A 25719-nucleotide genomic window follows, 5' to 3' on the forward strand; every position below is an offset into this window, starting at 1 on the left:
CCAATTGCAAATCCGTCAAAATTCATACTTGTTATTTCTTTAGCGCTTCTAAGCCTTAAATCTTTGAAAAAAGCACCCTGAACTATTCCAAATATTGCTTGATCAGAAAGTGAACGAAGTTTTTTTAAACTTCGTTCAGCCCAAAGACTTGTAAGTTCAAGCGCAACCACCGCATCTTGATGACTTATTCCAGGTTCTGCACAATAGTCAAAAGCCATTACTATATCTGAACCAATAGCGTGTTGAATTTCCATCGAAAGTTCAGGGGTAATCATGTGTTTGCTACCATCCAAAGGAGAACGTATTAAGACTCCATCTTCGGTAATTTTTCGACCTTCTCTTAAACTAAAAACCTGGAATCCACCACTATCGGTTAGTACTGGCTTTTGCCAATTCATAAAATTATGAATTCCACCATGAAATCTAAAAACATCTAATCCGGGCTTAAGGTACAAGTGAAACGCATTACCCAATATAATTTGCGCTCCAATTTCATCTAAAAGTTTTGGAGTCATTAATTTTACATTTGCATTCGTTCCAACAGGCATAAATGTTGGCGTTTCTACAACACCATGTGGAAGATAAATTCTTCCTCTTCTAGCATTTCCAGAAGTTTTTAAAAGTTCAAATTTCAAACCCATTCTCTTTAACCAACTCCCTAATAGATTTATAAATACCTTCTACTTCATTTTTTAATTCCTCAAGTTCTTCCTTGTATTTTCTTACAAATTCTTCATCTTTAATACTAGATAAGTTAATTAAAACATTATACATACCTATTCTGAAGGCTGCATATGCTAGCTCTGCAGAAGAATAAGCATCAGATATAGCATTTTTATTTCCATGTTTACTAGTTACTTGAGAAAACTTTAATACATTTCTTGCTTCTCTTGCAAGTTCAAATGGTATATCTGCAGCTTCCTTCAACGCCTTTTGCAATTTTTCGCTCCTTGTCGGATCATCTTTTGGAATCTTTATTGCTTCCATAACTTTATTAAAGGCCTTTATATCATTATATGCTAATTGCTGAAGTTTTTCTCTTGAATAGTTCATATTTTCTAAAACTTCTTCCATTACTTCCTCAAAATCGGCATACTTTTTCTTTCCTATAGTCAAATTTGCAACCATTTGATTTAATGCTGCGGCTAAAGCTGCTACAATAGCTCCGACCGCTCCTCCACCTGGAGTTGGTGTTTTATCTGCAACCATATCACAAAACTCTTTTAAAGTAGTTCTTTCAACATTCATTGAGACCACCCCCAACTTATTTAAAATTATAATGTTTTCTAACCGCTTTTTTTACTTTCCATCTGCAACTTAATCCTTTTGGAAATTCAACTAAATCACCAGGTTTAATTTTGTAAACTTTACCATCCTTTGTTTCAACTTCAATCTCGCCTTCAAGAATATAGCATACCTCTGTTTCATCATAATACCAATCAAATTCTGAAACTTCTTTAGTCCAAATTGGCCATGAAAAAACTCCTAATTTTTCTAACTCTTCTCTTGAAGGAGTTGTTATTTTTATTTCCATTATTACACCTCCCCATGATATTATATCATATATCTTGAAAGCATATAACTTAAAAAATATCCTAAAATAGCTGAAAATAAACCAAAAATCATATTTCCGCTTCCATGAAAACCTGGATAAATTGGGTAAAGTGAACCTATAACAAGTCCAAGAATTAAATTCTTAGAAAAATTTTCATATCTTTCAAATGCAAACTTCATGACAAGTGAAACTGCATAAATTCCCAAAAGAACACCTATTCCAAAAATTAGTAATATTCCTATATTTAAATTACTTATCGCACTGATAATATACTCATAAACTCCTAAAAGTAGTAACATCAAAGAACCACTTAATCCCGGAACAACCATAGCAGCTCCACCTGCAAATCCAGCAATAACTATTTTTAAAATAGATGAATTGGAAGAATGTGGTATAAAATTAGGGATTATAACCAATAATATACCCAATGTTAACGGAACTATACTTAATTTTACTTCCCTCTTTAAAAATAGAATTGAAGCAAATATTAATCCAAAGAAAAAACTGTACATATAAAAAGGAAAGTTTTGAAGGGAATATTCAAAAAATTTTGATAATGAAAATATTGAAACCAAAACTCCAAGTCCAACAATAATTAAAATCTTCAAATCCTGCCTTTTAAACTTAAGTACATTAGATATTGCAGAAATAAGTTTTTCATAAACACCAGCAATGACTGCCATTGTTCCACCACTAACGCCTGGAATAAGATTTGCTATACCTATTAAAATACCGGCAAAAAATAGCCTCATTATTACACCTCCTAATTTTTCCTCATTTAGCATTATAATATTAGTTCCAAAAATTGTAAATTGTCACTACTTGCAATTTTTTTATTTTATGATAAAATTCATATTGGTTACAGAATTGGAGAGGTGGCCGAGGGGTCGAAGGCGCACGCCTGGAGAGCGTGTGACGCCCACAAGGCGTCCGTGGGTTCAAATCCCACCCTCTCCGCCAGAAAACCGGGACTATATGTCCCGGTTTAGTATTTATATTATGAGGGGTGATATTATGAAAGAAATAGTTTCAAAAGTTAAAGAAATTGCCGAAAGTGCATGTAAAAAATATAATCTAGAATTATTTGATATTAAATATTACAACAAATCTGGAAAATGGTTTTTAGAAATTGTAATTGACAATCCACTTGATTATGTAAGTACAAAAGATTGTGAAAATATTTCAAGAGAAGTGGAATTTCAGTTAGACAAACTAGATATAATCCCTCAACGCTATTATTTAACTGTATCCTCTCCAGGACTTGATAGACCACTAAGAAGCATTGATGATTTTAAAAGATTTATAAATAACAAAGTAAAAATCAAATTGGAAAATGAAACAATAATTGGATATATAAAAGATGTGAAGGATTCAGTTATCTTTTTAGAAGAAAATAATAAAAAAATCAAAGAAATTAAATATAACCAAATCAAAAAAGCAAATTTAGAAATAGATATATAGGAGGGAAAAGTATGAATTTAGATTTTCTACAAGCACTTGAACAACTTGAAGAAGAAAAAGGTGTTAAGGTTGATGAAATTATACCTGTCATAGAAAAAGCTTTGATTAGTGCTTACAAAAAGGATTTTGGTGGCGAAAAGAATGTTGAAATAATTATCAATCGACAAACAGGAGAAATTGAAGCATACCAACTCCTTGAAGTAGTTGAAAATGTTGAAAAACCAAATTTACAAATATCATTAGAAGAAGCTCTTAAAATTAATTCAAGTGCAAAAATTGGTGATATTGTCAAAAAAAGATTAAACATAAAAAAATTTGGAAGAATTGCTGCCCAAACAGCAAAGCAAGTTCTTATTCAGAAAATTAGGGAAATAGAAAAAGAAAAACAATTTGAAAAATATTCAGAACTTGCTGGAAAAATAACTACTGCAGAAGTTGTAAGAGTTACAAAAGATTGGGCTGACATAAGAATCGGTAAATTAGAAACGAGACTGCCAAAAAAAGAATGGATTCCTGGTGAAGAAATACAACCAGCATCTCTAATCAAAGTGTACGTAAAAGATGTAAAAAAAGATAAAAAAGGGCCAAAAATATTAGTAACAAGAATAAATGAAGAGTTCATCAAAGGACTTTTAGAACTTGAAGTACCCGAAATAGAATCAAAAGTAGTAGAAGTAGTAAAAATAGTAAGGGAACCAGGAATAAGAACAAAAGTTGCTGTAAAATCAAATAATCCAAAAGTAGATCCTGTTGGCGCATGTATTGGTGAAGAAGGTATCAGAATAGCAGCAATATTGAAAGAATTAAATGGAGAAAAAATTGACATAATTAAGTGGTCAGATGATCCTAAAGAATTAATTGCAAGTGCATTACAACCGGCAAATGTTATAGAGGTTGAGATTCTTGATTATGAAAACAAAGCATCAAGAGTTATCGTTTCACCAAATCAATTATCATTAGCTATTGGTAAAGGCGGGCAGAATGCAAGACTTGCCGCAAAATTAACTGGATGGAAAATTGACATAAAACCAATTATGAATTTCTAAGAGGAGGAAAAGCATGTATATTGAGACTTTGAAAAAGGAATTGAAGAATAAAAAATACAGAATGACTCCGCAAAGGGAATTAGTCCTTAAAGTTTTTATTGACAACGAATCTAAACACCTTGGTGCTGAAGATGTTTATAGATTATTATTTTCCAATAAACATACAGTCAGCAAAGCAACTGTGTATAGAACAATCGATCTTCTTGTTGAATTTGGACTTTTAAGAAAAATTGATTTTGGCGATGGAATATACAGATATGAACTTGCTAAAAAAGAAAAAATGCATCATCATTTTATATGTAAAATATGTGGAAAAATATATGAAATTGAAGAAAAGCACCTTGAAATAATAAAAAAAGAATTGCTTTCACAGGGTTTTCAATTTGAAGATTTTGATTTCAAAATATATGGAATTTGTCCAAAATGTAGCAAAAAAGCAAAGAATAAAACTGAAAATAAAAAGTAAGTGATTATTCCACCATGAATCTTAGGAAATCTTGAAAAAATAACAGAAATAAACTCTATGAATTTTGTAATAGGAAGATTGATTTTTAAAATAAAATCGACTACTAACGAGAAATTTAAAATATAAAAGAAATATGCAATCATCAAGCTGGTTAATATAATTTGAAATGGAATAATAAGCACAAAAGTTCCAATTATTGAAAAAATATTTACATTTGAAAATAATGACAAAAATGGTGCGCAACCTAAAAATGCTGCAAGAGGTTTTAATTTGTTATTTTCAACACTTAATATACCAAACGTACTAAAAAAAGTCATATAAAAAGAAAGTGAGTACGCTAGAAAAGGCTGAAAAAATAAAAATAACAAACCAACAATACTTAAAATATCTATCTTTGACATTTTTGGAATTAGTTTTTCAAATAAAATTACCAAAAAAAGATATAAAAATGCTCTTAAAGAAGGCAAATTATTACCACAAGAAATTAAAAAAAGAAACGAAACCATTAAAGCAATAACTTTTTTTGATAAATCAGAAAGGCTAAAAAACGTTAAAACAGAAGTTAAAATGGCAAATATTAAAGAAATATGTAGCCCAGAAATGCTAAAAAAATGATAAAGTCCACTATCTGAATAAATTTTATCTTTTACTTTTCCACCAAAAAGTCCATAGTAAACTTTGCTATAATTTAATATTTTCTTACGAAAATTTTCTGTTTTAGTATATATATTTCTAACCAAAGAAAAATAGGGTGAGACAATCACCCTATTTTTATCTAATGTTACTTTTGGATATGAATATTTCTTTGCATCAAAAGGTCCATAATAGTAAACAATATCTCCCAATGGTATCTCCTTATTTACTCCAACTAAAACATTTAATTTTTTCCATTTATCGTTATAAAATATATCTCCTTTAACAAGAGAATAGCTGTCATTTGTTTGAATCACCCTACCAACAAATTCAAATTCACCATTAAAGTTTACAACTGATAAAATGTTAAAAGCAAGAAAGAAAAATAAAATCCAAAAGCACTCTCTCTTTTTAAAAAACAAAAATGGTAAAAAAATCACAAACTTTGGAAAAGAAAAAACAGGGGCTATCAAAGCCCCTAATATTGAAGATAAAAAAATGAGGAAATACATAAATTATGCTCCATACTTCTCCAATCTTCCAGCATATGCAAGGGCAAGAGGCATCACATCAACTGCATGGATTGTTCCAAGGCTTCCTCTTGCACATTCAAACTCATTAAACAATTTTGAAAGTCCTCTTCTTGTATTCTTTGCATAAATCATTAAAGGAACTGGATGGAATGAATGTCCTTTCATGACACATGGTGTTGAATGATCACCAGTAACTATTAAAACATCCGGATTTAATTCTAAAAGTATTGGTAAGAATTTATCAACTTCTTCTATAACTTTTACTTTCGAATCAAAGTTACCATCTTCACCATATGAATCGGTCTTTTTTATGTGAACATAAAAGAAGTCATATTCATTCCATAGTTTTTTTACAGTATTAAATTCATCTTCAATAGTTTGACCTGCCTCTACAACTTCCATGCCAACAAGTTTTGCAAGACCCTTATACATTGGATATACTGCAACTGCTGCAGGCTTTAATTTGAAAACATCTCCAAATTTTGGCATATCTGGGTGCTTTGAAAAACCTCTCAAGAGTGCAAAATTCATTTTTGGTTGGTCTTTCAACACTTCTTTTATTTTATCAAGTAAAATGTTAACTATTCTTTCTGACTTTTTAGATGATTCATCTAAAGCCTTTGTATACTTTATAGGTTTCCCCTCTTTTTGAGGATCCGCATCCTCTAATTTATCCATTAATCCTTCACCTGTAAATTTAACAACAAATCTATGTTCTTTTCCAGGATAAAATGTTATCTTTACATCTTCTATTTCTTTGATATTTTCATTTAAAATTTCTACAACCTTTGCACTTTCTTCTGAAGATGGCCTTCCTGCTCTTCTGTCAACTATAATATCTCCATCAATAGTTGCAAAATTTCCACGAGCAACCAAATCATTTTCACCAACTTCAACATTGATTCCAAGAGCCTCTAATATTCCTCTACCAATTTGATATTTTAAAGGATCATATCCAAATAATCCCAAATGACCTGGTCCACTACCAGGAGTAATACCAGGAAGAACTGGAATTGTTTGACCTAAATCACTCTTTTTTGCAAGAGCATCTAAATTTGGCGTGTTAGCCTTTTGAAGAGGGGTTAAACCTTCTTCATTTGGAATATCACCAATACCATCCATAACCAATAAAACAATTTTTGAAGTATTAGGCGAAATTAATTCACTAATAACTTTTTGCCTATCAATCATTTTTTCACCTCCGTTTTTCTTCTTAGTAGAATAAACATGATAATCCCTAAAATAATTAAAATAAGACTTACCAATTGTGCCACTCTAATTTTACCCCAATATAAACTATCTGTCCTCAATCCCTCAATCCAAAACCTATTTGCAGAATATAAAATAAAATATAATGCCGTTGTTTCACCATTTTTTTTCTTCCACTTCAAATCATATTTGTACAAAAACAAAAATATCAAAAAATCAAATATACTTTCATACAAAAACGTAGGATGAAAATAAGAATAATTTTCATATCCAACCATTCTATTTTCGGGCGGGACAAACATCTTCCATGGTAAATTAGTCGGCCCACCATATGCTTCATAATTAAAAAAGTTTCCCCATCTTCCAATTGCTTGACCTAAAGGTAATACACTAGTTAAGAGATCAGTCCCTTGCAAAAAAGTAAAAGAACAATTTTTTTTCAAGCGAGTATACAAAAAAGTTGAAACAATTGCACCAATAACGGCACCATGGATTGCAAGTCCACCATGCCAGATCTTTATAATCTCTGAAGGATACTTTGAATAAAACTCGTCCCACATAAATATTACATAGTATGTCCTTGCACCAACTATAGATGACAAAATCCCCCAAAAAACAGCTTCATCTAAATCATCGGGGTTAATATCAAAATATTTCAGTCTTCTTCTTACAAGATAATACGAAATAATTATTCCCGTAACTATTAAAAAGCTATACCATCTAAGCTCAAAAAAGCCAAATTTAAAAATGTATCTTTTTAATATTATTTCTCCGGAAAATACTCCTTTGAGAAAGAAAAACATTCCAATTATAAGACAAATAAAGATTAAGGTGAGAACTAATTTTAAAGATTTTCCCAATTTTTCTTCCTCCTTTTATCTTTTTCGTATAAATTAGAATAAATATAGCTTATATTTGAAAGTTTAGCTTTTATTTCTTCAGGAAATTCTACGTACCTCCAGAATATTTCTCTAATTTCCTTTTCAAGTTTTTGAACACCATTTGATTCCTTCAAAATCCAAAGTATATATCTTTTCACAAAGAATTCATCAATTCTCTCTCTAATTTTATTATCCATTAAATAATTGTATATTTCTCCTGTTAAGCCCTCTTCCATCCAACGTCCAAATGCTAATTCTTTTGCGGCCTTTAACCTGTAGTCTCCCAAAGCACTTAAAATTGCAACATCAATATTTTTAGGAAACATAGGTATAACCACTCTGCCACGACCACTAATAACATTTAATCCCTCAAAAGGTTCCCAACAAAATCCATAATCTCCATACCCAGGAACTATTATAAAATAAGGTTTTAATTTAATGCTTGTGCCTCGTATCTTCCTTTCAAATATTTTATAATCAATTTTTTCAAATTCATTTAGTTTACTCTCAATAAGATCTTTTGAACCAATTGCATTAATACCATTTAAAAAAATAGAGGTTAATACTAAAAACCGATTCCCAAGTCTTCCAATAGATTTATTTATCATTTGTATTATAACCTCATGCTCCATTATTTTTTTACTGAAATTATCTTCTGTTTTTTCATTTATTTGAGATTCTTCTTTTAATTTGTTAAGTTGCTCAAAAATAATCTCAACTTCTTTGTTTACAAGTTTTAATTTTTTCAATTTTTCTATAGCTTGATCAATTAAACTCAAGATAGACTTTCGATATGGTTTTCCTTCATCTTCGATACCTTTAACAATTTCTCTTAATTGTCTTTCAATGAATTTCCTTTCTTCCAATTTCTCATTAAATGCCATCTCAAATGACGCAACATTTTTTGGAGCAACATTTTTTCTCGATTCAATTACCTCCATGAAGCTGCTTTCGTTTACTAATCCCTTTTTAACAGCAAGCAACCATTCATCAACATAAAATATATTTTCTTTATCATCCACAAAAGGAATGCTTTTTATTCTTTCAAAATCCCTGGAATTTAAATATCTAGGCTCGAGTAACCCATACCTTAAAAAGAGGCGTTTTTCAACTTCATAATTTTCGTCTATATTCTCAAGCAAATATCTATACAATTCCCATGTAATTTCAATAAAGTTTCGTTTCACTTGTGAATCGTTAAAGTTTTTTTCAAGGGCACTCTTTGCTTTAAAAACTTCTTTGGAAAGTTCGTTAGGTACATCTTTTAAAACATTTTCAAAAAACATAAAAACAACCCCCTACAAATTTATTAAACAATTCCTCTATGCTTTATAAAACTGTATATGATTATCCACATACCAAACATTACTTTAAGGTATATTAATATACTCAGTAATCTTACGTGAACACTGCCTAACAAAGAAGAGATCGAAAATCCATATATAATGAATATTGAGATTTTCTCAAAAAGTTTTATTTTATACTTTTCAAATACATACTCAATTTCATTAAATGTAGTACTTAGAGAGTATAGTAAAATACCAGTTCCTCCAACTACTCCAGCTGAAAAACCTCCACCAGGCGTCTTATCACCATAATAAGCTAAATAAAATGATAATAATATCACAAAATAACTAAGAAACTTTAATAATATTCTTATGTGAGTTTCATGTAAATGAAATTTTTGTCTTTCTTCTGAATAATTAAATAAAAATATTCCCATTGCAGCAAGTGAAAAAACCAAAACCTCAAAAAGAGTATCATACAACCTATTTTTTAAATATATTTCGGTAACAAAATTATTTACAATACCTAATCTACTAAAATCTAAGTTATGTGAGCTTTCAATAAACAAAAATATAAAAAATAAAATTGATAAAAAAATCAAAGAAAAAGACTTTATCCATGCCATGACAACTTAAATTCCTCCGTTTTAAATACATAAATATCAGTAAAATCAAACTTTTTAGCTTTTTTCACCATTTGCTCAGAGTTTTTTATAGATGCTACTACTAAAGCATCTATTCTAACTTTCGAATTGAGTGGCAAAATTGGTATGCCAAATACTCTAGAATTAACTTTACCGTTATCATCATCAAAAAATACAACTATATTATACCCTCTATTCAACAAAAGCTCAGCCAAAACTTTTCCAACAAGCCCTGCCCCATAAATCCCTATTTCATTTTTTCCTTTTAACTTCAAGAAAATATTTTCAAGTTGAGAATCTATCTTTTTTGACAAATTAACTATATCATTAAAAAATGAAAGCTTCAAAAAATATAATTCCGACAAACCTTCTCCTGTAACATTATAAATTTTGTTTTTTCCAAGATCCTTAGTTTCAATATATCCTTTCTTTTCTAATTCATTAATATATTTATTCACTAAAGATGGAACAACACCAGCTATGGCTGAAAGTTCTTTTTGAGAAAGGTTAGGATTTTCATACAAAGCTTCCAATATAACAAGCTTCCTGTATTCAGGTGTCGGTTGAAAAAATTTCAATGTATCTATTTTTATCAATTTGCTCACCCCTTTAAAAAATTATATCACAAAAATCGTGATATAATTTGATTGAGGAGGGATATTTATGTATATAAGAACGACAGTTGCACAATTAAATTCAACTCTAGGTGATTTCGAAGGAAACATGAAAAAAATTATATCTGCAATTGAAATTGCTGAAAATAACAATTCAGAATTCTTAATATTCCCTGAATTATTCTTGACAGGTTACCCACCTGAAGATTTAATTCTAAGAACTTCGTTTTTAAAAAAGAATATTGAATATTTGGAAAAAATTATTAATTTTTCCAGAGGTAAAAACGTAATTATTTTGTTAGGATTTATAGATATTGAAGATGATGCCTATAATTCACTTGCAGTTATAAGAGATGGGAAATTACTTGGGAAGTACCACAAAATGCATTTACCAAATTATAGTGTTTTTGATGAAAACAGATACTTTAAATCTGGAAATGAAATTGTTATTATAAATTATAACAATATTAAAATTGGAATAAATATATGCGAGGATATCTGGAGTCCATTAGGCCCTATGTTTTACCAAGCTATAAATGGTGCTCAACTAATCTTAAACGCGTCGGCTTCTCCATACTTCCATGGAAAAAGGGAGCTTAGAAAGAATTATCTATCCAAGAAATCATATGATCATCATTGCCCAATAGTTTACTGCAATATGGTAGGTGGACAAGATGAGGTAGTATTTGACGGTGGAAGCGTAGTTACTTCATCTGATGGAAAAATAATTTTTGAAGGAAAACCTTTTGAAGAAGAAATCTTTACAATTGATATACCTATCGAGGATAATTTAAGAACAAATCTACATGATCCAAGAAGAAGGTATATTAACATTGTAAATGACAAACCAATAAATTATATCTTTGTAAAAAGTGAGAACATAAATAAACTAAAGCCAATAAATTATAAAAACAAAAATTACACTTTAACAAAGGAAGAAGAAATTTTTAGGGCAATTACTTTAGGACTTAAAGATTACATCCAAAAAAATGGATTTAAAAAGGTTCTAATTGGATTAAGTGGCGGTATGGATTCATCTTTGGTAGCTGCAATAGCAGTAGAAGCTCTTGGAAATAAAAATGTAGTTGGTATTTTAATGCCCTCTATGTACAGCTCATCACACAGCATAGAAGATGCAAAAAAGCTAGCAGAAAATTTAGAAATTGAATACCATATTATAAAAATCTCAGATATTTATTATTCATTCAAAAACTCATTAAAAGATATATTTAAAGGAACAAGCGAAGATATAACAGAAGAGAACTTGCAAGCAAGAATTAGAGGAACTCTATTAATGGCTGTATCAAATAAATTTGGATATATTGTCCTTGCAACTGGAAATAAAAGCGAAATAGCTACTGGCTATTCTACTTTATACGGTGATATGGTAGGAGGATTTTCTCCAATAAAAGATATATATAAAACAGATGTGTATAAAATTGCAAGGTGGTATAATAAATTCAAAGGTAAAGAAATAATACCAGAAAATGTATTTATCAAACCACCAAGTGCTGAATTAAGACCTGATCAAAAGGATCAAGATACTTTGCCACCTTATGAAATCTTAGATGAAATTTTAAAAATGTACATTGAAAAAGAACTTTCTGTGGATGAAATAATTAATAAAGGATTTGATAAAGACACTGTAAAGTACGTAGCAAAATTAGTAGACAGGAATGAATACAAAAGACGCCAGGGTGTTATTGGCGTTAAAGTTTCGGAAAGATCCTTCGGAAAAGACAGGAGAATGCCAATAACAAATAAATATCGGGAATGGTGAATATGAAATTTGAAGAAATAATTGTCAATTATTTAGGTTTAATCTTTCAGCTTCTAGCAATTATAGTTATTACTTCCGGAATAGTTAAAGCTTTTACTATTTTTGTAAAAGACGCATTATTAAAAAAAGATTCAAAAGAAGCAATAGAAGAAAGTCGATTAGAGATAGGTCATTCTTTTTCGTTGGGACTTGCTATCTTAATTGGTTCAAGTATTTTAAAAACAACAGTTGCTCCTTCATGGAATGATATAGGGCAACTAGCTGCAATTATTGGAATAAGGACATTACTTAACTACTTTTTAAGAAAAGATATTAAAGGCGGGGATGAAAAATGATAAGAATTGGAGCACATATGCCCATCGGTGGTGGTTTTAAAAGAGTACCGAAAGAAACATATGAAATTGGAGGAAACGCATTTCAAATATTTCCGCATAATCCACGTCAATGGAAAGCTAACCTTCCAAAGGAAGAAGATATCAAATTATTTAAAGAAGGTATTAAAAAATACAAGATTGATCCAGAAGCTATGCTTTGTCATAGTGGTTACCTTATAAACATAGCAAGTCCAAATATCGAAACATGGAATAAATCATTAGAGCTATTAATCTTAGAAATGAAAATATGCTCAACCCTAGGTATAAAATATTTAAACATTCATCCTGGAAGCCACTTAAAAAGTGGAGTTGAAAATGGTATAAATCAAATTTTAAAAGCATTAAATACAGCTATGGAGAAAGAAAAAAATACTTTTATCTTACTTGAAAATGTAACAAAAAAAGGTGGGAATATTGGCTCGACACTTGAGGAATTAAAGTTAATTATTGATAAAGCTAAATTTCCTGATAGACTTGGTATTACCATTGATACTTGTCATGCTTTTGATGCAGGATATGATATAACTAATAAAGAAAAACTAAATGAATTTTTAAATAAGATAGATAAATACTTTTCACTCGAAAAATTAAAATTTATACACTTAAATGACTCAAAAAATGATTTAGGATCAAATAAAGACAGGCATGAAAATATTGGAAAAGGAAAGATAGGCTCTGAAGGTCTCAAAGTTTTTATATCACATCCACTTATTCAAAAAATACCATGGGTTTTAGAAACACCAGGCGATAATGATGTTCATAAAAAAGATATACAAGAAGTACTCAAAATTTTAGAGGTGAAATAATGAAGATAGGACTTTCTCTTGCTGCTGGCGGCGTTAAAGGATTTGCTCATATAGCAACGCTAAAATTTTTAGAAGAAAATGATATAGATGTTGATATTATAACTGGATCTTCAGCTGGAGCAATTGTTGCTGCTTTATACGGACTATATGGAGACAGTAACAAAGTTTTTGAAATGTTTTCAGAAGCAATTAAACTTTATCTTCCAAACTTCAAAAAATATATGACTAAACTTGAAAAGTCAAATTTTTGGTCTATTTTTCAAAGATCCTTAGTCCCGGTTGAAGATTACTATCCATTTTTCAAATTCCTTTTTGGAAAGAAAAAATTTAGTGATCTTAAAAAAAACGTTGGGATAATAACCTTTGATACTTTAGAAAGAACTTCGTTGTTGATTACAGAAGGTTTTTTAGTAGATGCTGTAATGGCAAGCTCATCAGTACCTGGTGTTTTTTCACCACTATGGATAGCTGGAACTCAAAATACTGATGGTGGAGTACTAGCACCTACCCCTGTAAAAGAAGCTAAACTTTTAGGCTCCGATTTTGTTGTTGCAAGCACCTTTGAAAGAAAACCGCAAGATTTTCCTAAAGATCAACTCGAACTAATGTACTACTTAGATACATGGAAAGAAATAGAAATTGAATATGTTGATTTAGAACTTGCTAATGTGGTAATATATTATAGAATACCTTATCAATGGTATGAATTTAATAATTACTTGCAAATTTACAATACTGCGCTAAACTATATAAATGAGAGGAGAGAAGAATTTGACCCTCGCTTTTGGTGGTGATTCAATTCTTTATTTATCAATTCCTGCTTTTTTTTCCGCAGCTGAAAAATATAATATTGAATTTGAAGAAATTCACTGTACTGGTTTTTCGTGCATACCGGCATATTTTTACCTAAAAACACAATCATCTTCGACAAGTTACTTATATTCAAAAAAATTATACCTAGAATTAAAAAAGACCTTTCATTTTTTATTTGGCTTGAACCTTTTTGGAATTACCGAGCAATTGAGAACTTTGTACAAAGCCTCAAGAAGTTTAAATGGTTTTAAATCTGAAAAAGTTCTTATAAACTTCGTAGATAAGTTTTTTGTTGATGAACCTATTCCAGAAAAATTAAAAATACATGCATTTAATATCAATACATTCAACGACGAAATACTAAAGGGGTCTTTAAAAGAAGCATTAATTAAAACATTGTCTATTCCCATAGAATTTAAACCTTATAATGGTTACATCACAGGTAGTTGGGTATATGGGATACCAGAAGCTGATTTTTTATTCTATATTGAAAATGAAAACGAATATACTTTGAAAAATGCTGTTGATTACATGATAGTATCAACAATACATAGAACAAAACAAATTGCAAAGAAAAGATTGGAAAATGCAAATCACAAAATAGTTATAAATACAAAATCTAAAAATCCTTTTGAAATTTCTACAACAATACTCAATATATCAGAAAAATATTTAGGGGGACTAATCAATGAAAAATAAATTTTTAACCTTTTTTATTATATTATTTCTAGCAACCATTGTTATCTCAAAAACTATACATATTTCTTCTGATTATATTGAACCAAGTGAGAAAACTATTGTTTACCAAGGAAATATTTTATTGAAAATTCCAGAGGACAAATTACTTTTAACCTCTAATGATATGGTAATAAGTAAAATAAACAATAAATGGATTGACCTAAATGTTGACGGTAAAGTTCACATAGAATTTGAAAATGGAGTAATGGAAGGTATAGAAATGAAATACAATATTGAATCACAAAAAGGAACAATTAAAAATGCATCAGTAACTATAAATGATTCACAAAGCTCGGAAACAATATTTATTTCATGTGAAACCCTTGAATTTGATTTAAAGAATAATACATTTTCTGGGAAATCTGAAAAAGAAAAAGTTTCAATTACAAAAGGAAGCATAATTGCTAAAGCTTTTGAATTTTGGTATGATAGAAATGAAGGTAAAATAATACTTTCAAACAATGTTGATTTAAAAGATGAAAAGAAAAAATTGAAACTTCTAGGTGAAAGCGTAAGCATAAATACCAAGGACAATAGCATGAAAGGTAAAAACGTTAAAGTAGAAATAGTGGTGGAGTGATATATGAAATACACAATTATTTCAGGACCAACAGCAGTTGGAAAGACTGATATAGTATTAGAAATTGCATCCCAAATTAACGCAAATATTATTTCAGTAGACTCAAGACAAATTTACAAATTAATGGACATAGGAACAGCCAAACCAAGTAAAGAAGAAAAATCAAAAGTTACACACTATTTAATTGATCACATTTACCCAGATGAATATTATAATGCTTTCCTATTCAGACAAGATGCACTAAAAATAAGAGATAAACTAGTTAACGAAGGTATTGTTCCACTTTTTGTAGGAGGAACAGGTTTATATATTGATTCATTAGTAAGAGGTTTTTTTGAAGGTGTACCTAAAGATGAAAAACTTAGAAAAGAACTAAGTGAAATGGAAAAAAATGAACCTGGTATTCTAAGGAGTATGCTGGAAAAGTATGATCCACAAGCTGCTCAAAAAATTCATCCCTCCGATATAAAAAGAACAATCCGAGCTCTTGAAGTTTATTTTAAAACAGGTAAAAAGATATCACAACTTCAAACACAATCAGAGTATTCAAAAGACTATAAAATACTTGTCTTAGATCGCTATCGAGATGAGTTATACGAAAGAATTAATTTAAGAGTTGACAAAATGATAAAAGAAGGACTAGTGGATGAAGTCAAATCTTTATTAGAAAAATATCCTAAAGATCTTAATGCATTTCAAACAATTGGATATAAAGAAATAATACGCTATTTAGAAAATACATACGATTTGAATACTGCAGTCCACTTAATAAAGAAAAACACAAGACACTATGCAAGACGGCAAATAATCTGGCTCAGGCGATATAAGCAAGCTAAATGGATAAATCTATCTGAAATCTCAAGAAAAAAAGCTATAGAAGAAATTAAAAAATTTATATTAGAGGTGTAAAAATGCAGGCATTATATAGAAAATATAGGCCGAAGTTATTCTCTGAAGTTGTTGGTCAAAATCATGTAAAAACCCTGTTTTTAAATTCATTAAAAAATGGAGAAATCTCACATGCGTATATTTTTGCAGGTCCACGTGGTACCGGAAAAACTACTGTTGCAAGGATACTTGCAAAATCTCTTAATTGTGAAAATAAGAATGGAGTTGAACCATGCAATAAATGTAATACTTGCCAATCAATAGATAATGGTAGTTTTATGGACGTTCTTGAAATAGATGCTGCTTCAAATAGGGGTATAGATGAAATTAGAAAAATACGTGAAACGGTAGGATATCACGCAGCCCAGGGAAATTATAAAGTTTATATAATTGATGAAGTTCATATGTTAACAAAAGAAGCTTTTAATGCTCTATTAAAAACACTGGAAGAACCTCCTTCAAACGTAGTCTTTATACTCGCTACTACCAACCCTGAAAAGATCCCTCAAACTATCATATCAAGATGTCAAGTAATAGATTTTAAGAATATAACTATTGAAGATATTATAAAAAGGCTCGAATTTGTATGTAAAAAAGAAAATATAAATATAAGCCAAGAAGCCTTAAATGAAATTGCAAAAAGGGCAAATGGTGGAATGAGAGATGCATTAACAATCCTAGAACAAGTATCAAAAAGCTCTTCAAAGAACATTACTATAGAAGATGTTCGTGAAACTCTTGGATTAGTCCCAATAGAGGTTATTAATGAAATTATTGATAGTATAAAAATTGGAGATATTAAGAAAACCACAGAAATCATTGAAAAAGTTTATTTTTCCGGAAAAGATCCTGAAGTATTTCTGATGCAACTACTTGAAGAAATGATTTTGAAAATTGAAAGTGGTGATTATGAATTAATTGAATTTTTAAAGCCACTCTCAGAAATTTTAAAAGATATAAAATATTCCGAAGAAAAATTAATTTTGATAAAACTTGGTTTTTTAAGCGTCATGAAGTTAAAACCACCTCGAGAAAATATAAAGAAAAATGTCGAAAAAGCTGAAGAGAATGAACCTGTACCTGAAAGTAAACTAAATGATAAAGATTTAGAATCAACTCAAAATGTTGAAAATAAAGAAAAAAAGATCGAAAATGAAGAAAATATAAGCAAAATAATGGAATATCTAAAACTACATGGAGATTTATCACTTTACGTTGGGCTTTCATTTTCAAAAATTGAAGAGCTCCCTGACAGAGTTAAAATAACTTTTCCACCAGAGAAAAAAATTCACTATGAGCTTGTTAGAAGTAAAATACATGAATTAGAAAAATTGTATACCTCAAAATTTGGGATCTTTAAACCCTTTGAAGTAATAATTAAAGAAAATTCAAAAGAAGATGATGTACTTAATAAATTAAAATCATTATTTGGAAATAATTTTATAGTAGAGGGGGATAATGAATGAATGAATTAAATATTGATGAAATAATACTAAAAGCAAATCAATCTCGTGCATCTGATGTACATATATCTGCTAATATGCCCATTATGTTAAGAGTCGATGGAAACTTAGTAAAACTTCCTGGAGAAAATATTCCAACTGCCCAAGAAATAGAAATAATGGTTGAAAATTTATTTTCAAAACTTGGAATAAACTCATTAAAAAAAGAAATAGATTTTTCTTTTTCTATACATAATATTAGAATAAGAGCAAACTTCTACTATGAAAAAAGAAATCCCACTCTTGCTTTAAGACTTATACCAAAAAAAATTAGAACAATAGAAGAATTAGGGCTGCCAAAAATATTAAATGAATTTTCAGAAAAAGACCATGGATTAATTCTGGTAGCTGGTCCTACGGGTAGTGGGAAATCAACAACTCTTGCCGCAATGATTGAACATATAAATTCTCGATTTGCAAAGCATATAATAACAATAGAAGACCCAATTGAATATGTTTTTGACTCAAAAAGATCTTTAATACATCAAAGGGAAGTTGGAACCGATACTGATAGTTTTTCAGATGGGTTAAAATATGCTCTTAGACAAGACCCAGATGTTATATTAGTAGGAGAAATGAGAGATTTAGAAACAATGTCACTTGCCCTAACAGCTGCAGAAACAGGACACTTGGTATTTGCAACAATTCATACAAATTCAGCTGCCTCTGCTCCTGAAAGAATAATTGACGTTTTTCCAGCCCATCAACAAAAGCAAATAGCTCTTCAACTTGCAAATACGCTGATAGCAGTAATATTCCAGAGATTAGTTCCTAAAAAAGATTTTGGAGTTGTTGCAGTTGATGAAATAATGATAGCTACACCTGCTATAAAGAACCTTATTAGAGAAAATAAATTACATCAAATAGAAGGCGTTATGCAAACAAGCAAAAAACAAGGAAATATATTATTTGATGACGCGCTTATCGATGCATTCTTAAAAGGTGTCATAACAAAACAAGCAGTTTTAGAAAACGCTAGAAATATTGAGGAGGTGTCTAAAAAGATAGGATGGAGAATATAGAAATAGTTCAACAAATTCATGAATGGAGTAAAAAACTTTTAAAATCATTAGAAGAAAAATTAAGTTCTCAGCTAACACCTGACCAGATCAGAACATATTCTGAAAAGTATTCAAAAATGAAAGAAATTTTTCAACTTGCAAAAGAATATCTTGAAATTGAAGATGAAATTGAGTTGTGGAAAGAAGAAATGCCTGAAGGTTTTGAGCATGAAGTTGAAAAACTACAAAAAAAACAAGAAGATATAATGCAGGACTTAATTTCATTAGTACTCCCCGAAAGCGAATACAGCGGAAAAAACGTTTTTCTAGAAATACGTGCAGGTACTGGTGGAGAAGAAGCCGCACTCTTTGCTGCTGATCTATTAAGAATGTACCTTAGATATGTAGAAAAAAAGAATTTTAAGGCAGAAATTGTTGATGAAAATAAAACCGATTTAGGTGGATACAAAGAAGTTGTAATAAAAATCAAAGGTAAAAACGTTGGAAACTTATTAAAATATGAAAGTGGAGTACATAGGGTTCAAAGGGTCCCTACCACAGAATCTGGTGGTAGAATCCATACATCTACTGCCACTGTTGCCGTTCTCCCTGAAGTTTCAAACGTTGAAATAGAAATAAATCCATCAGACATTAGAATTGACACATACAGGGCATCTGGAGCTGGCGGGCAGTATGTTAATAAGACGGAATCTGCAGTGAGAATTACACATATTCCAACGGGAATAGTTGTTACTTGTCAGTCTGAAAGATCCCAACTTCAAAACAAAGAGCAAGCAATGAATATATTAAGAGCAAGGCTTTTTAAATTAAAACTTGAAGAACAAGAAAGAAAGATCAGCTCAAATAGAAAATCACAAATTGGAACAGGAGAAAGAAGTGAAAAAATAAGAACTTACAATTTTCCTCAAAACAGAGTAACTGATCACAGAATAAATTATACATCATACAATTTGCAAGCTGTTCTTGATGGAGAATTAGATGAATTTATAACAAGACTTATGCGAATAGATATGCTTGAACAATTAGAAAACATTTTAAAAGGAGGAAATGAAGATGAAAATTAATGTAGTAGATCATCCGCTAATTAAACACAAGCTGACAATAATGAGAAAAACTGATACCGGTCCAAAAGAATTTAGAGAACTCCTTAAAGAAATAACTCTTTTAATTGCTTATGAAGCAACAAGGCATTTGGAAATTCATGAAACAGAAATTGAAACACCTTTAGAAAAAACAAAAGGATATTTTATTGACGACAAAGATGTTGTTATAATTCCAATTTTGAGAGCAGGGCTTGGAATGTCAGATGGAATTTTGCAATTACTTCCAAATGCATCAGTTGGTCATATAGGAATCTACAGAGAACCTCACACTTTAAAAGCTGTTGAATATTATGCTAAACTTCCAAAAATTAATGAAAATTCCTTTGTTTTCGTATTAGATCCAATGCTTGCAACAGGGGTTTCTTCCGTTAAGGCATTAGATATTGTAAAAGAACATGGTGCAAAAAATGTTATTCTTGTAACACTTATAGCATCACCAGAAGGGACAAGGGTTGTAAACAGCAAACACCCAGATGTTATTATTTATACAGCCTCCCTTGACAGAGAATTAAATTCAAAAGGATATATACTTCCTGGATTAGGTGACGCTGGAGACAGATTATTTAGAACAAAATAGGGGGGATTATTTTGAGCAATAATGATGCTTATAATATAAAAGATTTAGAAAGCATGACAATAAGAGATTTGTACAAACTCGCTAAAGAATATGATATTCCCAGATACACCTCTTTAAAAAAACAGGATTTAATATTTGCAATCTTAGAAGCAAGGGCCCAATCAGAAGGATACTTTTTTGGAGAAGGTGTTTTAGAAGTACACCCTGATGGGTTTGGCTTTTTAAGAAGTCTAGAAAGTATGTTACCAAGCTCCAAAGATATATACATCTCAAATTCTCAAATAAGAAAATTCAACCTAAATACCGGTGATATTATATCTGGTGTAATTAGACCCCCAAAAGAAGGCGAAAGATTTTTTGCAATGATAAAAATTGAGGCGGTAAATTATAAAGACCCAGAGTTTGCAAACGAAAGAGTTAATTTTGAAAATTTAACAGCATGCTATCCTGACAAACAATTTTTCTTAGAAACAAACAAAGATACATACTCTACAAGATTAATTGATTTATTTTCCCCAATAGGCAAAGGACAAAGAGGTATGATAGTTGCTCCACCAAAAGCTGGAAAAACGACTATTTTAAAAGAAATTGCAAATGGAATTGCAAAAAATCATCCAGATACAATAAGAATAGTTCTTTTAATAGATGAAAGGCCAGAAGAAGTAACAGATATAAAGGAGTCAGTTAATGCATGGGTAATTGCTGCACCTTTTGATATGCCACCTGATAAACAAATTAAAAAAGCAGAACTTACACTTGAAATGGCAAAAAGACTTGTGGAATTTGGCTACGATGTTGTTATTTTAATGGACAGTCTGACAAGGCTTGCAAGGGTGTATAATATAAATGTTCCACCAAGTGGTAAACTTCTTTCTGGTGGTGTAGATCCTGCAGCTCTTTACAAACCCAAACACTTTTTTGGAGCAGCTCGTAATACAAAAGAAGGGGGAAGTTTGACAATAATTGCAACTTCTTTGATCGAAACGGGGTCAAAAATGGATGAAGTAATTTTCGAAGAGTTTAAAGGAACTGGAAATATGGAACTCGTTCTCTCAAGACAACTTGCTAATAAAAGGATTTTCCCTGCAATCAATATTATGTTATCTGGAACAAGGAGAGAAGAGTTACTACTTAGCAATGAAAAATTAAAAAAGTTGTGGCTTTTAAGAAAAATGTTGTCTTCAATGAGTGAAGAAGAGGGATTAAAGCTTATCCTCAATAAAATGAAAGAAACAAACACAAATGAAGATTTTCTTGCATTAATTGATCTTCAATAGTGAGGTAATATTTTATGAAAAGATTTTTAATTCTGATTATGTTTATCATTATTTTAAATACGTTATTTTCTTTCGAAAAAAAAGCAATAGAATATTATCAAGCAGGCCTCAATGCATATCAACAAAGCAACTATGAAAAAGCACTTTACTATTTTGAAAAAGCCCTTGTTATTGATCCTTCAATTGAAGGGTATGATACTTCGTTAAAATTTAAAGCAGGAATATCAGCTTATATGATTGGGAACTATGAAAAGGCTAAAGCTTATCTTTCAGGGTATACCGAAAATCCATTTGTAAAAGAGCTTTTGAATGATATTTTAAAAAATTCAACATCCACATCAGAAGAATGGAGTAATTGGATTGAAAAGTATAAACCAATTGAATTACCTGCTTCAACTGAGACTACAAATAAGAAAAACAATTCAAAATTGATACTTTTCTTAATTACTTTTTTATCATCCTTTGTAATTTTACTTATAATGGAATTAAGAGTTATAAAAGCTAAAAAAACTTATCCTCAGCCTCTTGAAACAACAAAAGAATTTGAACAACAGCTTACAACAAAAACTTCAGGAATTATTTTTAACGAAAGCGAAGAATTAATTCCTGAAAATTCTTATACTATGGACTTTAATGAACTTATAAACAAAGAGCTCTCATTCTTATCTGAATTATTTGAGGAACTCGAAGAAATAGAAAATAATAATGAAGAAGAAATAAAAAGTGACATTGAAGATAATATAGAAAACTCTTACCCTGAAATTATAGCTGAAAAAGAAAATAAAGAAGAAGAAAATGTGGATATTGATGAAGTTATTGAAGAAATAGATGAATTAGAAGAAATGGTATCTGCTCAAGATGAAAAATTAATTAAAAACGAAGTTGAACAGTCATTAATTGAAAAAATTAAAAGCCTTGAAATTTCTTCATCAGAAGAAAGTAGTGGAGAACTTCCAATTGAAATTGCAGAAGAATTCTCATCATTAAATATAGAAGAAATATTTTCAAAATTGGATGAAAAAGAAGATCTTGAAGAAGAGGAATTAAAATTAATAACAGAAAAACTAAAAGAATTCATTTCAAATCAAAACCAAAAAGAAAAGGAGGAGATTATATAAGAAAAACTATACTTTTTCTAACACTTCTTCCATTAATTATTTTTTCTGACTCTTCTATGTTTAATTTCATAGAAAATATTGCTGGTAAAAGAGATTTTTTTATATATGGAACTCTACATTTTGATGTATATGATCAAAATAATAAGAATCTACAAAGCGATATAACATTAGATGCAACAATAGTTAATTTAGAACATTTTTACTTGCAAATTTACAAACCCGAATTTTTAAAAGATATACAAATAGAATTTAATAGTCTTACAAAAACAACGTATTACAAATATAGTAATTATAAAGTTGTAGATGTTTCTGCAATTGATCTTGACTATATTTATGAAATTTTAAAAACAATTTTTAGCTTTTTATCTTCTTCACTTTTTACAATATATGAAGATCAAGAAAATTTAACCTTAATCCCCGCAGGTGCCCCATTCTTGAAAAGATTAGGCTTAGAACCAACTAAAATTAGTGTTTATTTTGATAAAGACTCATTGAAAAAAATTATGTTTACCACCGATGATAGTACTGAAAATATTACAATTACATTTGATAAATTTCAAATTCTAAACTTAGAAAATCAGAGGTGAATCATTATGAAAAAGATTTTTGCAATACTTATTATTTTGACTATCTTTTCTCTAATTTTTTCAAATGAAACTTTTCTAGATTTTGGTATTGGATGGAATCTTGGAAAATTCTCAAATTATGGCTTAAATCTTGGTTTTTCAAATAACTTGTTTAATATACAATGGATATTTAATTTCTCAGAAAACTTTGATCACAAAATTTTTGTAGATTCTGCTATAGCAAAGTTTGAAAATATAAGTTTTGGACCTATTCTATTTGTTAACAACACAACATATGATAGCACATCACTATATATTGAAGCTGGGCTCAAAACTTCTCTTTATATTCCTGATATAGAAATTTCTCTATCACTTACATACCCATTAAATAAAGAAGTAAATTATAACCTCACTGATTTTCTACTAGTTAATCTAAAATACATCGTTCCCCACCCAAATACAAAAAAAATTTGGCGTGATAAGCTTTTTTTGCTAATAAGTTATTCTAAAAAAACTGTCTTTTTTGGAGTAGGACTATCTGAACCATTTTAATAAAATAGCTTTGGAGGAAATTTAATGGAAATCTATCCAAATGTTACCAGCATAGATTTAAAAAAACTTATTGATATGGGAATAGATTTATTTATTTTTGATTTTGATAACACTATTAATAAATGGAAAGAAAGCAAAATTCCAAACGAAATAATTCAAATTTTTAATTATCTTGAAAAAAATGGTGCAAAAATAATAATTGTTTCGAATGGAAAACCAAGAAATTTAAACGTAAATGTTAAAACCCTTTGGCTTGCAAGAAAACCCTTACCTTTTAAATTTAAAAAATACTTGAAAGAAAAGAATATAAAATATAATAAAGCAGTAGTTATTGGTGATCAATTATTTACTGATATGCTTTTTGGAAAGCTTTTGAATGCGTATTTAATAAAAGTCGAACCACTTGATACACAGAAAGAATTTTTCATAACAAAAATTCTTAGATTTTTTGAAAAAATAGTCTTGAAATTTTTTTAGAGTATGTTATAATAGCTTGTGGAGGCGTGTTCCGAACTGGCTAAGGGGCCGGTCTTGAAAACCGGTGGGGGTTACACCCCCGTGTGGGTTCGAGTCCCACCGCCTCCGCCAAATATGAAATGGTCCCCATCCATTGAGGATGGGGTTTTTTCTATTTTTTCAAACAGATTTTATATACAATAACACTAATTACTTAAATTTTCCCATATATTCTCAATTTCAGCTTCATAAGTTTTAAAAATTTCCAAAATCTTAGGGTTAAATTCATCTGGTGAAGTTCTTCCATCTCCATTTAGCATAATCTCCAAAGCTTTTTTGTGAGTAAACGGTTTTTTATATGGTCTTTTTGACCTTAAAGCATCATAAACATCTACTATGTTTACAATTTGCGCTTCAATTGGTATCTGATCTCCTTTTAGTCCATAGGGATATCCTTTTCCATTAAATTTTTCATGATGATACAAAGCTATCCTTTTTGCAATTTCTAATCTTTCATCTCCATCCAGTATTTCTGCCCCCCAAATCGTATGTTTCTTCATAATTTTCCATTCTTCACTAGACAAAGAAGAAGGCTTTCTCAATATTTCCGGTGGAACTTTTATCTTTCCAATATCATGCAATGCCGAATACAAATATATCTTTTTTACCAAATTATCTGGTAGTTTCATCTTTTCTGCTAAAAATTTTGATAAAACTTGAACTCTTTTAATGTGATTACCGGTATCTTCATCAAAACCTTCAACAATAGTCGCCATTTTTTCAATGAATAGTTCGTACGTAGTTTCAAGCTCTCCAGAATATTTTTCTATTTCTTTATAAGCTTCTTCCAGCTCTTCATTTGTAGCTTTAAGTTCTTGAAAGTTCGCTTCAATTATTGAAATCATATCGGCAATCTCATTAACCAAAACATCAATTTCTTCAATTTCAGTATTAATTTTTGAACCATCAAATTCTTGATTAGTTAAATATCTTTTTGTTTCATCTATAATATTTTCAATTGGAACTCTAATGTTAGAATTCAATTCTTCTTCCACATTATTATCAGTCAAATGTCCTAAGACTAAAATTCCTAAAACAATTGTAATTGTAATTAAAAAGTTTGGGAGCAATCTAATTACATATATACTGCTCCCCTGAAGGATTGGACAGTTAGAAAGTAGAGAGTATAATCATATACGAAGGGGAGTGAAAGGTATGAGAAGGAAGTTTTCTGCTGAA

29 protein-coding genes, 2 tRNA genes and 1 pseudogene are annotated in these 25719 nt (G+C 29.9%); 21 read left to right on the forward strand and 11 right to left on the reverse strand.

Features of this window, described 5'->3' with window-relative positions; all coding sequences use genetic code 11:
• From JG780_RS05210 to JG780_RS05225, 4 genes are all read right to left on the reverse strand, one after another.
• Nucleotides 1–641 (reverse strand): tRNA guanosine(34) transglycosylase Tgt (locus tag JG780_RS05210; protein ID WP_287569417.1); only part of this gene is annotated, 641 nt, incomplete at its 3' end.
• Nucleotides 625–1248 (reverse strand): cyclodeaminase/cyclohydrolase family protein, encoded by a 624-nt coding sequence (locus JG780_RS05215; protein WP_004102610.1) that lies wholly within the window; start codon nucleotides 1246–1248, stop codon nucleotides 625–627. The genes JG780_RS05215 and JG780_RS05210, both read right to left, overlap by 17 nt.
• A 16-nt stretch (nucleotides 1249–1264) precedes the next feature.
• A complete protein-coding gene (locus tag JG780_RS05220; protein ID WP_004102608.1) occupies nucleotides 1265–1534 on the reverse strand; it encodes a cupin domain-containing protein in 270 nt (89 codons plus the stop codon).
• A gap of 20 nt (nucleotides 1535–1554) precedes the next feature.
• A complete protein-coding gene (locus tag JG780_RS05225) occupies nucleotides 1555–2307 on the reverse strand; it encodes a DUF368 domain-containing protein (protein ID WP_287569418.1) in 753 nt (250 codons plus the stop codon).
• Nucleotides 2308–2424: 117 nt separating this feature from the next.
• Between JG780_RS05225 and JG780_RS05230 the strand changes: the two genes are divergently transcribed.
• From JG780_RS05230 to JG780_RS05245, 4 genes are all read left to right on the forward strand, one after another.
• A tRNA-Ser gene (locus JG780_RS05230) sits at nucleotides 2425–2515 on the forward strand.
• 54 nt (nucleotides 2516–2569) lie between these two features.
• Nucleotides 2570–3016: a ribosome maturation factor RimP gene (gene rimP / locus JG780_RS05235; RefSeq protein WP_004102604.1), complete on the forward strand. Its 447-nt coding sequence runs from the start codon at nucleotides 2570–2572 to the stop codon at nucleotides 3014–3016.
• An 11-nt stretch (nucleotides 3017–3027) separates the two neighbouring features.
• Entirely contained in the window at nucleotides 3028–4062 is a 1035-nt protein-coding gene (gene nusA / locus JG780_RS05240) for a transcription termination factor NusA (RefSeq protein ID WP_287569419.1), read from the forward strand.
• Between the two features lie 13 nt (nucleotides 4063–4075).
• Nucleotides 4076–4528, forward strand: coding sequence for a Fur family transcriptional regulator (locus JG780_RS05245; protein ID WP_287569420.1), 453 nt, complete (start codon nucleotides 4076–4078; stop codon nucleotides 4526–4528).
• On the opposite strand, the gene JG780_RS05250 is transcribed toward JG780_RS05245, so the two are convergent.
• From JG780_RS05250 to JG780_RS05275, 6 genes are read right to left on the reverse strand one after another with little or no spacing between them, the layout of a single operon-like run.
• The gene (locus tag JG780_RS05250) at nucleotides 4441–5673 is read right to left on the reverse strand and encodes a ComEC/Rec2 family competence protein (RefSeq protein WP_287569421.1); all 1233 of its coding nucleotides are present in this window, start codon (nucleotides 5671–5673) and stop codon (nucleotides 4441–4443) included. The two genes, JG780_RS05245 and JG780_RS05250, sit on opposite strands and share 88 nt — an antisense overlap.
• A gap of 3 nt (nucleotides 5674–5676) precedes the next feature.
• Nucleotides 5677–6885, reverse strand: a complete 1209-nt coding sequence (locus JG780_RS05255) for a 2,3-bisphosphoglycerate-independent phosphoglycerate mutase (protein WP_012580374.1) — start codon at nucleotides 6883–6885, stop codon at nucleotides 5677–5679.
• A complete protein-coding gene (lgt, locus tag JG780_RS05260; RefSeq protein WP_193330477.1) occupies nucleotides 6882–7706 on the reverse strand; it encodes a prolipoprotein diacylglyceryl transferase in 825 nt (274 codons plus the stop codon). The genes JG780_RS05255 and lgt overlap by 4 nt, the downstream gene beginning before the upstream one ends.
• Nucleotides 7707–7747: 41 nt before the next feature.
• Entirely contained in the window at nucleotides 7748–9070 is a 1323-nt protein-coding gene (locus JG780_RS05265; RefSeq protein WP_012580373.1) for a DUF8509 domain-containing protein, read from the reverse strand.
• 23 nt (nucleotides 9071–9093) lie between these two features.
• Entirely contained in the window at nucleotides 9094–9696 is a 603-nt protein-coding gene (locus tag JG780_RS05270; protein WP_004102590.1) for a Na(+)/H(+) antiporter subunit B, read from the reverse strand.
• Nucleotides 9684–10310: a winged helix-turn-helix transcriptional regulator gene (locus JG780_RS05275; protein ID WP_004102588.1), complete on the reverse strand. Its 627-nt coding sequence runs from the start codon at nucleotides 10308–10310 to the stop codon at nucleotides 9684–9686. Before JG780_RS05275 ends, JG780_RS05270 begins: the two co-directional genes overlap by 13 nt.
• Nucleotides 10311–10377: 67 nt before the next feature.
• Between JG780_RS05275 and JG780_RS05280 the strand changes: the two genes are divergently transcribed.
• From JG780_RS05280 to JG780_RS05360, 17 genes are all read left to right on the forward strand, one after another.
• Complete coding sequence (locus JG780_RS05280) at nucleotides 10378–12108, forward strand: NAD+ synthase (protein ID WP_004102586.1); 1731 nt, start codon at nucleotides 10378–10380, stop codon at nucleotides 12106–12108.
• Nucleotides 12109–12110: 2 nt separating this feature from the next.
• Nucleotides 12111–12443, forward strand: a complete 333-nt coding sequence (locus tag JG780_RS05285; protein WP_012580370.1) for a DUF1622 domain-containing protein — start codon at nucleotides 12111–12113, stop codon at nucleotides 12441–12443.
• Nucleotides 12440–13288 (forward strand): deoxyribonuclease IV, encoded by an 849-nt coding sequence (locus JG780_RS05290; protein WP_004102582.1) that lies wholly within the window; start codon nucleotides 12440–12442, stop codon nucleotides 13286–13288. Before JG780_RS05285 ends, JG780_RS05290 begins: the two co-directional genes overlap by 4 nt.
• Nucleotides 13288–14082 (forward strand): patatin-like phospholipase family protein, encoded by a 795-nt coding sequence (locus tag JG780_RS05295; protein ID WP_287569422.1) that lies wholly within the window; start codon nucleotides 13288–13290, stop codon nucleotides 14080–14082. The genes JG780_RS05290 and JG780_RS05295 overlap by 1 nt, the downstream gene beginning before the upstream one ends.
• A complete protein-coding gene (locus JG780_RS05300) occupies nucleotides 14060–14800 on the forward strand; it encodes a hypothetical protein (protein ID WP_004102578.1) in 741 nt (246 codons plus the stop codon). Before JG780_RS05295 ends, JG780_RS05300 begins: the two co-directional genes overlap by 23 nt.
• The gene (locus tag JG780_RS05305; RefSeq protein ID WP_012580368.1) at nucleotides 14790–15419 is read left to right on the forward strand and encodes a hypothetical protein; all 630 of its coding nucleotides are present in this window, start codon (nucleotides 14790–14792) and stop codon (nucleotides 15417–15419) included. The genes JG780_RS05300 and JG780_RS05305 overlap by 11 nt, the downstream gene beginning before the upstream one ends.
• Nucleotides 15420–15422: 3 nt before the next feature.
• On the forward strand, nucleotides 15423–16328 hold the full coding sequence (miaA, locus tag JG780_RS05310) for a tRNA (adenosine(37)-N6)-dimethylallyltransferase MiaA (RefSeq protein WP_004102573.1): 906 nt from the start codon (nucleotides 15423–15425) through the stop codon (nucleotides 16326–16328).
• A 2-nt stretch (nucleotides 16329–16330) separates the two neighbouring features.
• Nucleotides 16331–17773 carry a DNA polymerase III subunit gamma/tau gene (gene dnaX, locus JG780_RS05315; RefSeq protein WP_287569423.1) on the forward strand — a complete coding sequence of 481 codons (1443 nt, stop codon included), beginning with the start codon at nucleotides 16331–16333 and terminating at the stop codon, nucleotides 17771–17773.
• Nucleotides 17770–18831, forward strand: coding sequence for a type IV pilus twitching motility protein PilT (locus JG780_RS05320; protein ID WP_004102570.1), 1062 nt, complete (start codon nucleotides 17770–17772; stop codon nucleotides 18829–18831). The genes dnaX and JG780_RS05320 overlap by 4 nt, the downstream gene beginning before the upstream one ends.
• The gene (gene prfA, locus JG780_RS05325; RefSeq protein WP_004102569.1) at nucleotides 18819–19895 is read left to right on the forward strand and encodes a peptide chain release factor 1; all 1077 of its coding nucleotides are present in this window, start codon (nucleotides 18819–18821) and stop codon (nucleotides 19893–19895) included. Before JG780_RS05320 ends, prfA begins: the two co-directional genes overlap by 13 nt.
• A complete protein-coding gene (gene upp, locus JG780_RS05330; protein ID WP_004102568.1) occupies nucleotides 19885–20511 on the forward strand; it encodes a uracil phosphoribosyltransferase in 627 nt (208 codons plus the stop codon). The genes prfA and upp overlap by 11 nt, the downstream gene beginning before the upstream one ends.
• An 11-nt stretch (nucleotides 20512–20522) precedes the next feature.
• A complete protein-coding gene (gene rho, locus JG780_RS05335; RefSeq protein ID WP_114702504.1) occupies nucleotides 20523–21788 on the forward strand; it encodes a transcription termination factor Rho in 1266 nt (421 codons plus the stop codon).
• Nucleotides 21789–21802: 14 nt separating this feature from the next.
• A complete protein-coding gene (locus JG780_RS05340) occupies nucleotides 21803–22906 on the forward strand; it encodes a tetratricopeptide repeat protein (RefSeq protein WP_287569424.1) in 1104 nt (367 codons plus the stop codon).
• 56 nt (nucleotides 22907–22962) lie between these two features.
• On the forward strand, nucleotides 22963–23493 hold the full coding sequence (locus JG780_RS05345; protein WP_004102565.1) for a hypothetical protein: 531 nt from the start codon (nucleotides 22963–22965) through the stop codon (nucleotides 23491–23493).
• Between the two features lie 6 nt (nucleotides 23494–23499).
• The gene (locus JG780_RS05350) at nucleotides 23500–24024 is read left to right on the forward strand and encodes a hypothetical protein (RefSeq protein WP_012580363.1); all 525 of its coding nucleotides are present in this window, start codon (nucleotides 23500–23502) and stop codon (nucleotides 24022–24024) included.
• A gap of 24 nt (nucleotides 24025–24048) precedes the next feature.
• A complete protein-coding gene (locus JG780_RS05355; protein ID WP_114702507.1) occupies nucleotides 24049–24501 on the forward strand; it encodes a YqeG family HAD IIIA-type phosphatase in 453 nt (150 codons plus the stop codon).
• Between the two features lie 20 nt (nucleotides 24502–24521).
• Nucleotides 24522–24612, forward strand: a tRNA-Ser gene (locus JG780_RS05360).
• Nucleotides 24613–24686: 74 nt separating this feature from the next.
• Here JG780_RS05360 and JG780_RS05365 read toward each other — a convergent pair.
• Nucleotides 24687–25622 (reverse strand): annotated as a pseudogene (locus JG780_RS05365) (HD-GYP domain-containing protein); the annotation flags it as partial.
• Nucleotides 25623–25719: the final 97 nt, after the last annotated feature.

Source organism: Thermosipho sp. (in: thermotogales), from assembly GCF_020054775.1.
Taxonomy (GTDB): Bacteria; Thermotogota; Thermotogae; order Thermotogales; family Fervidobacteriaceae; genus Thermosipho; species Thermosipho africanus.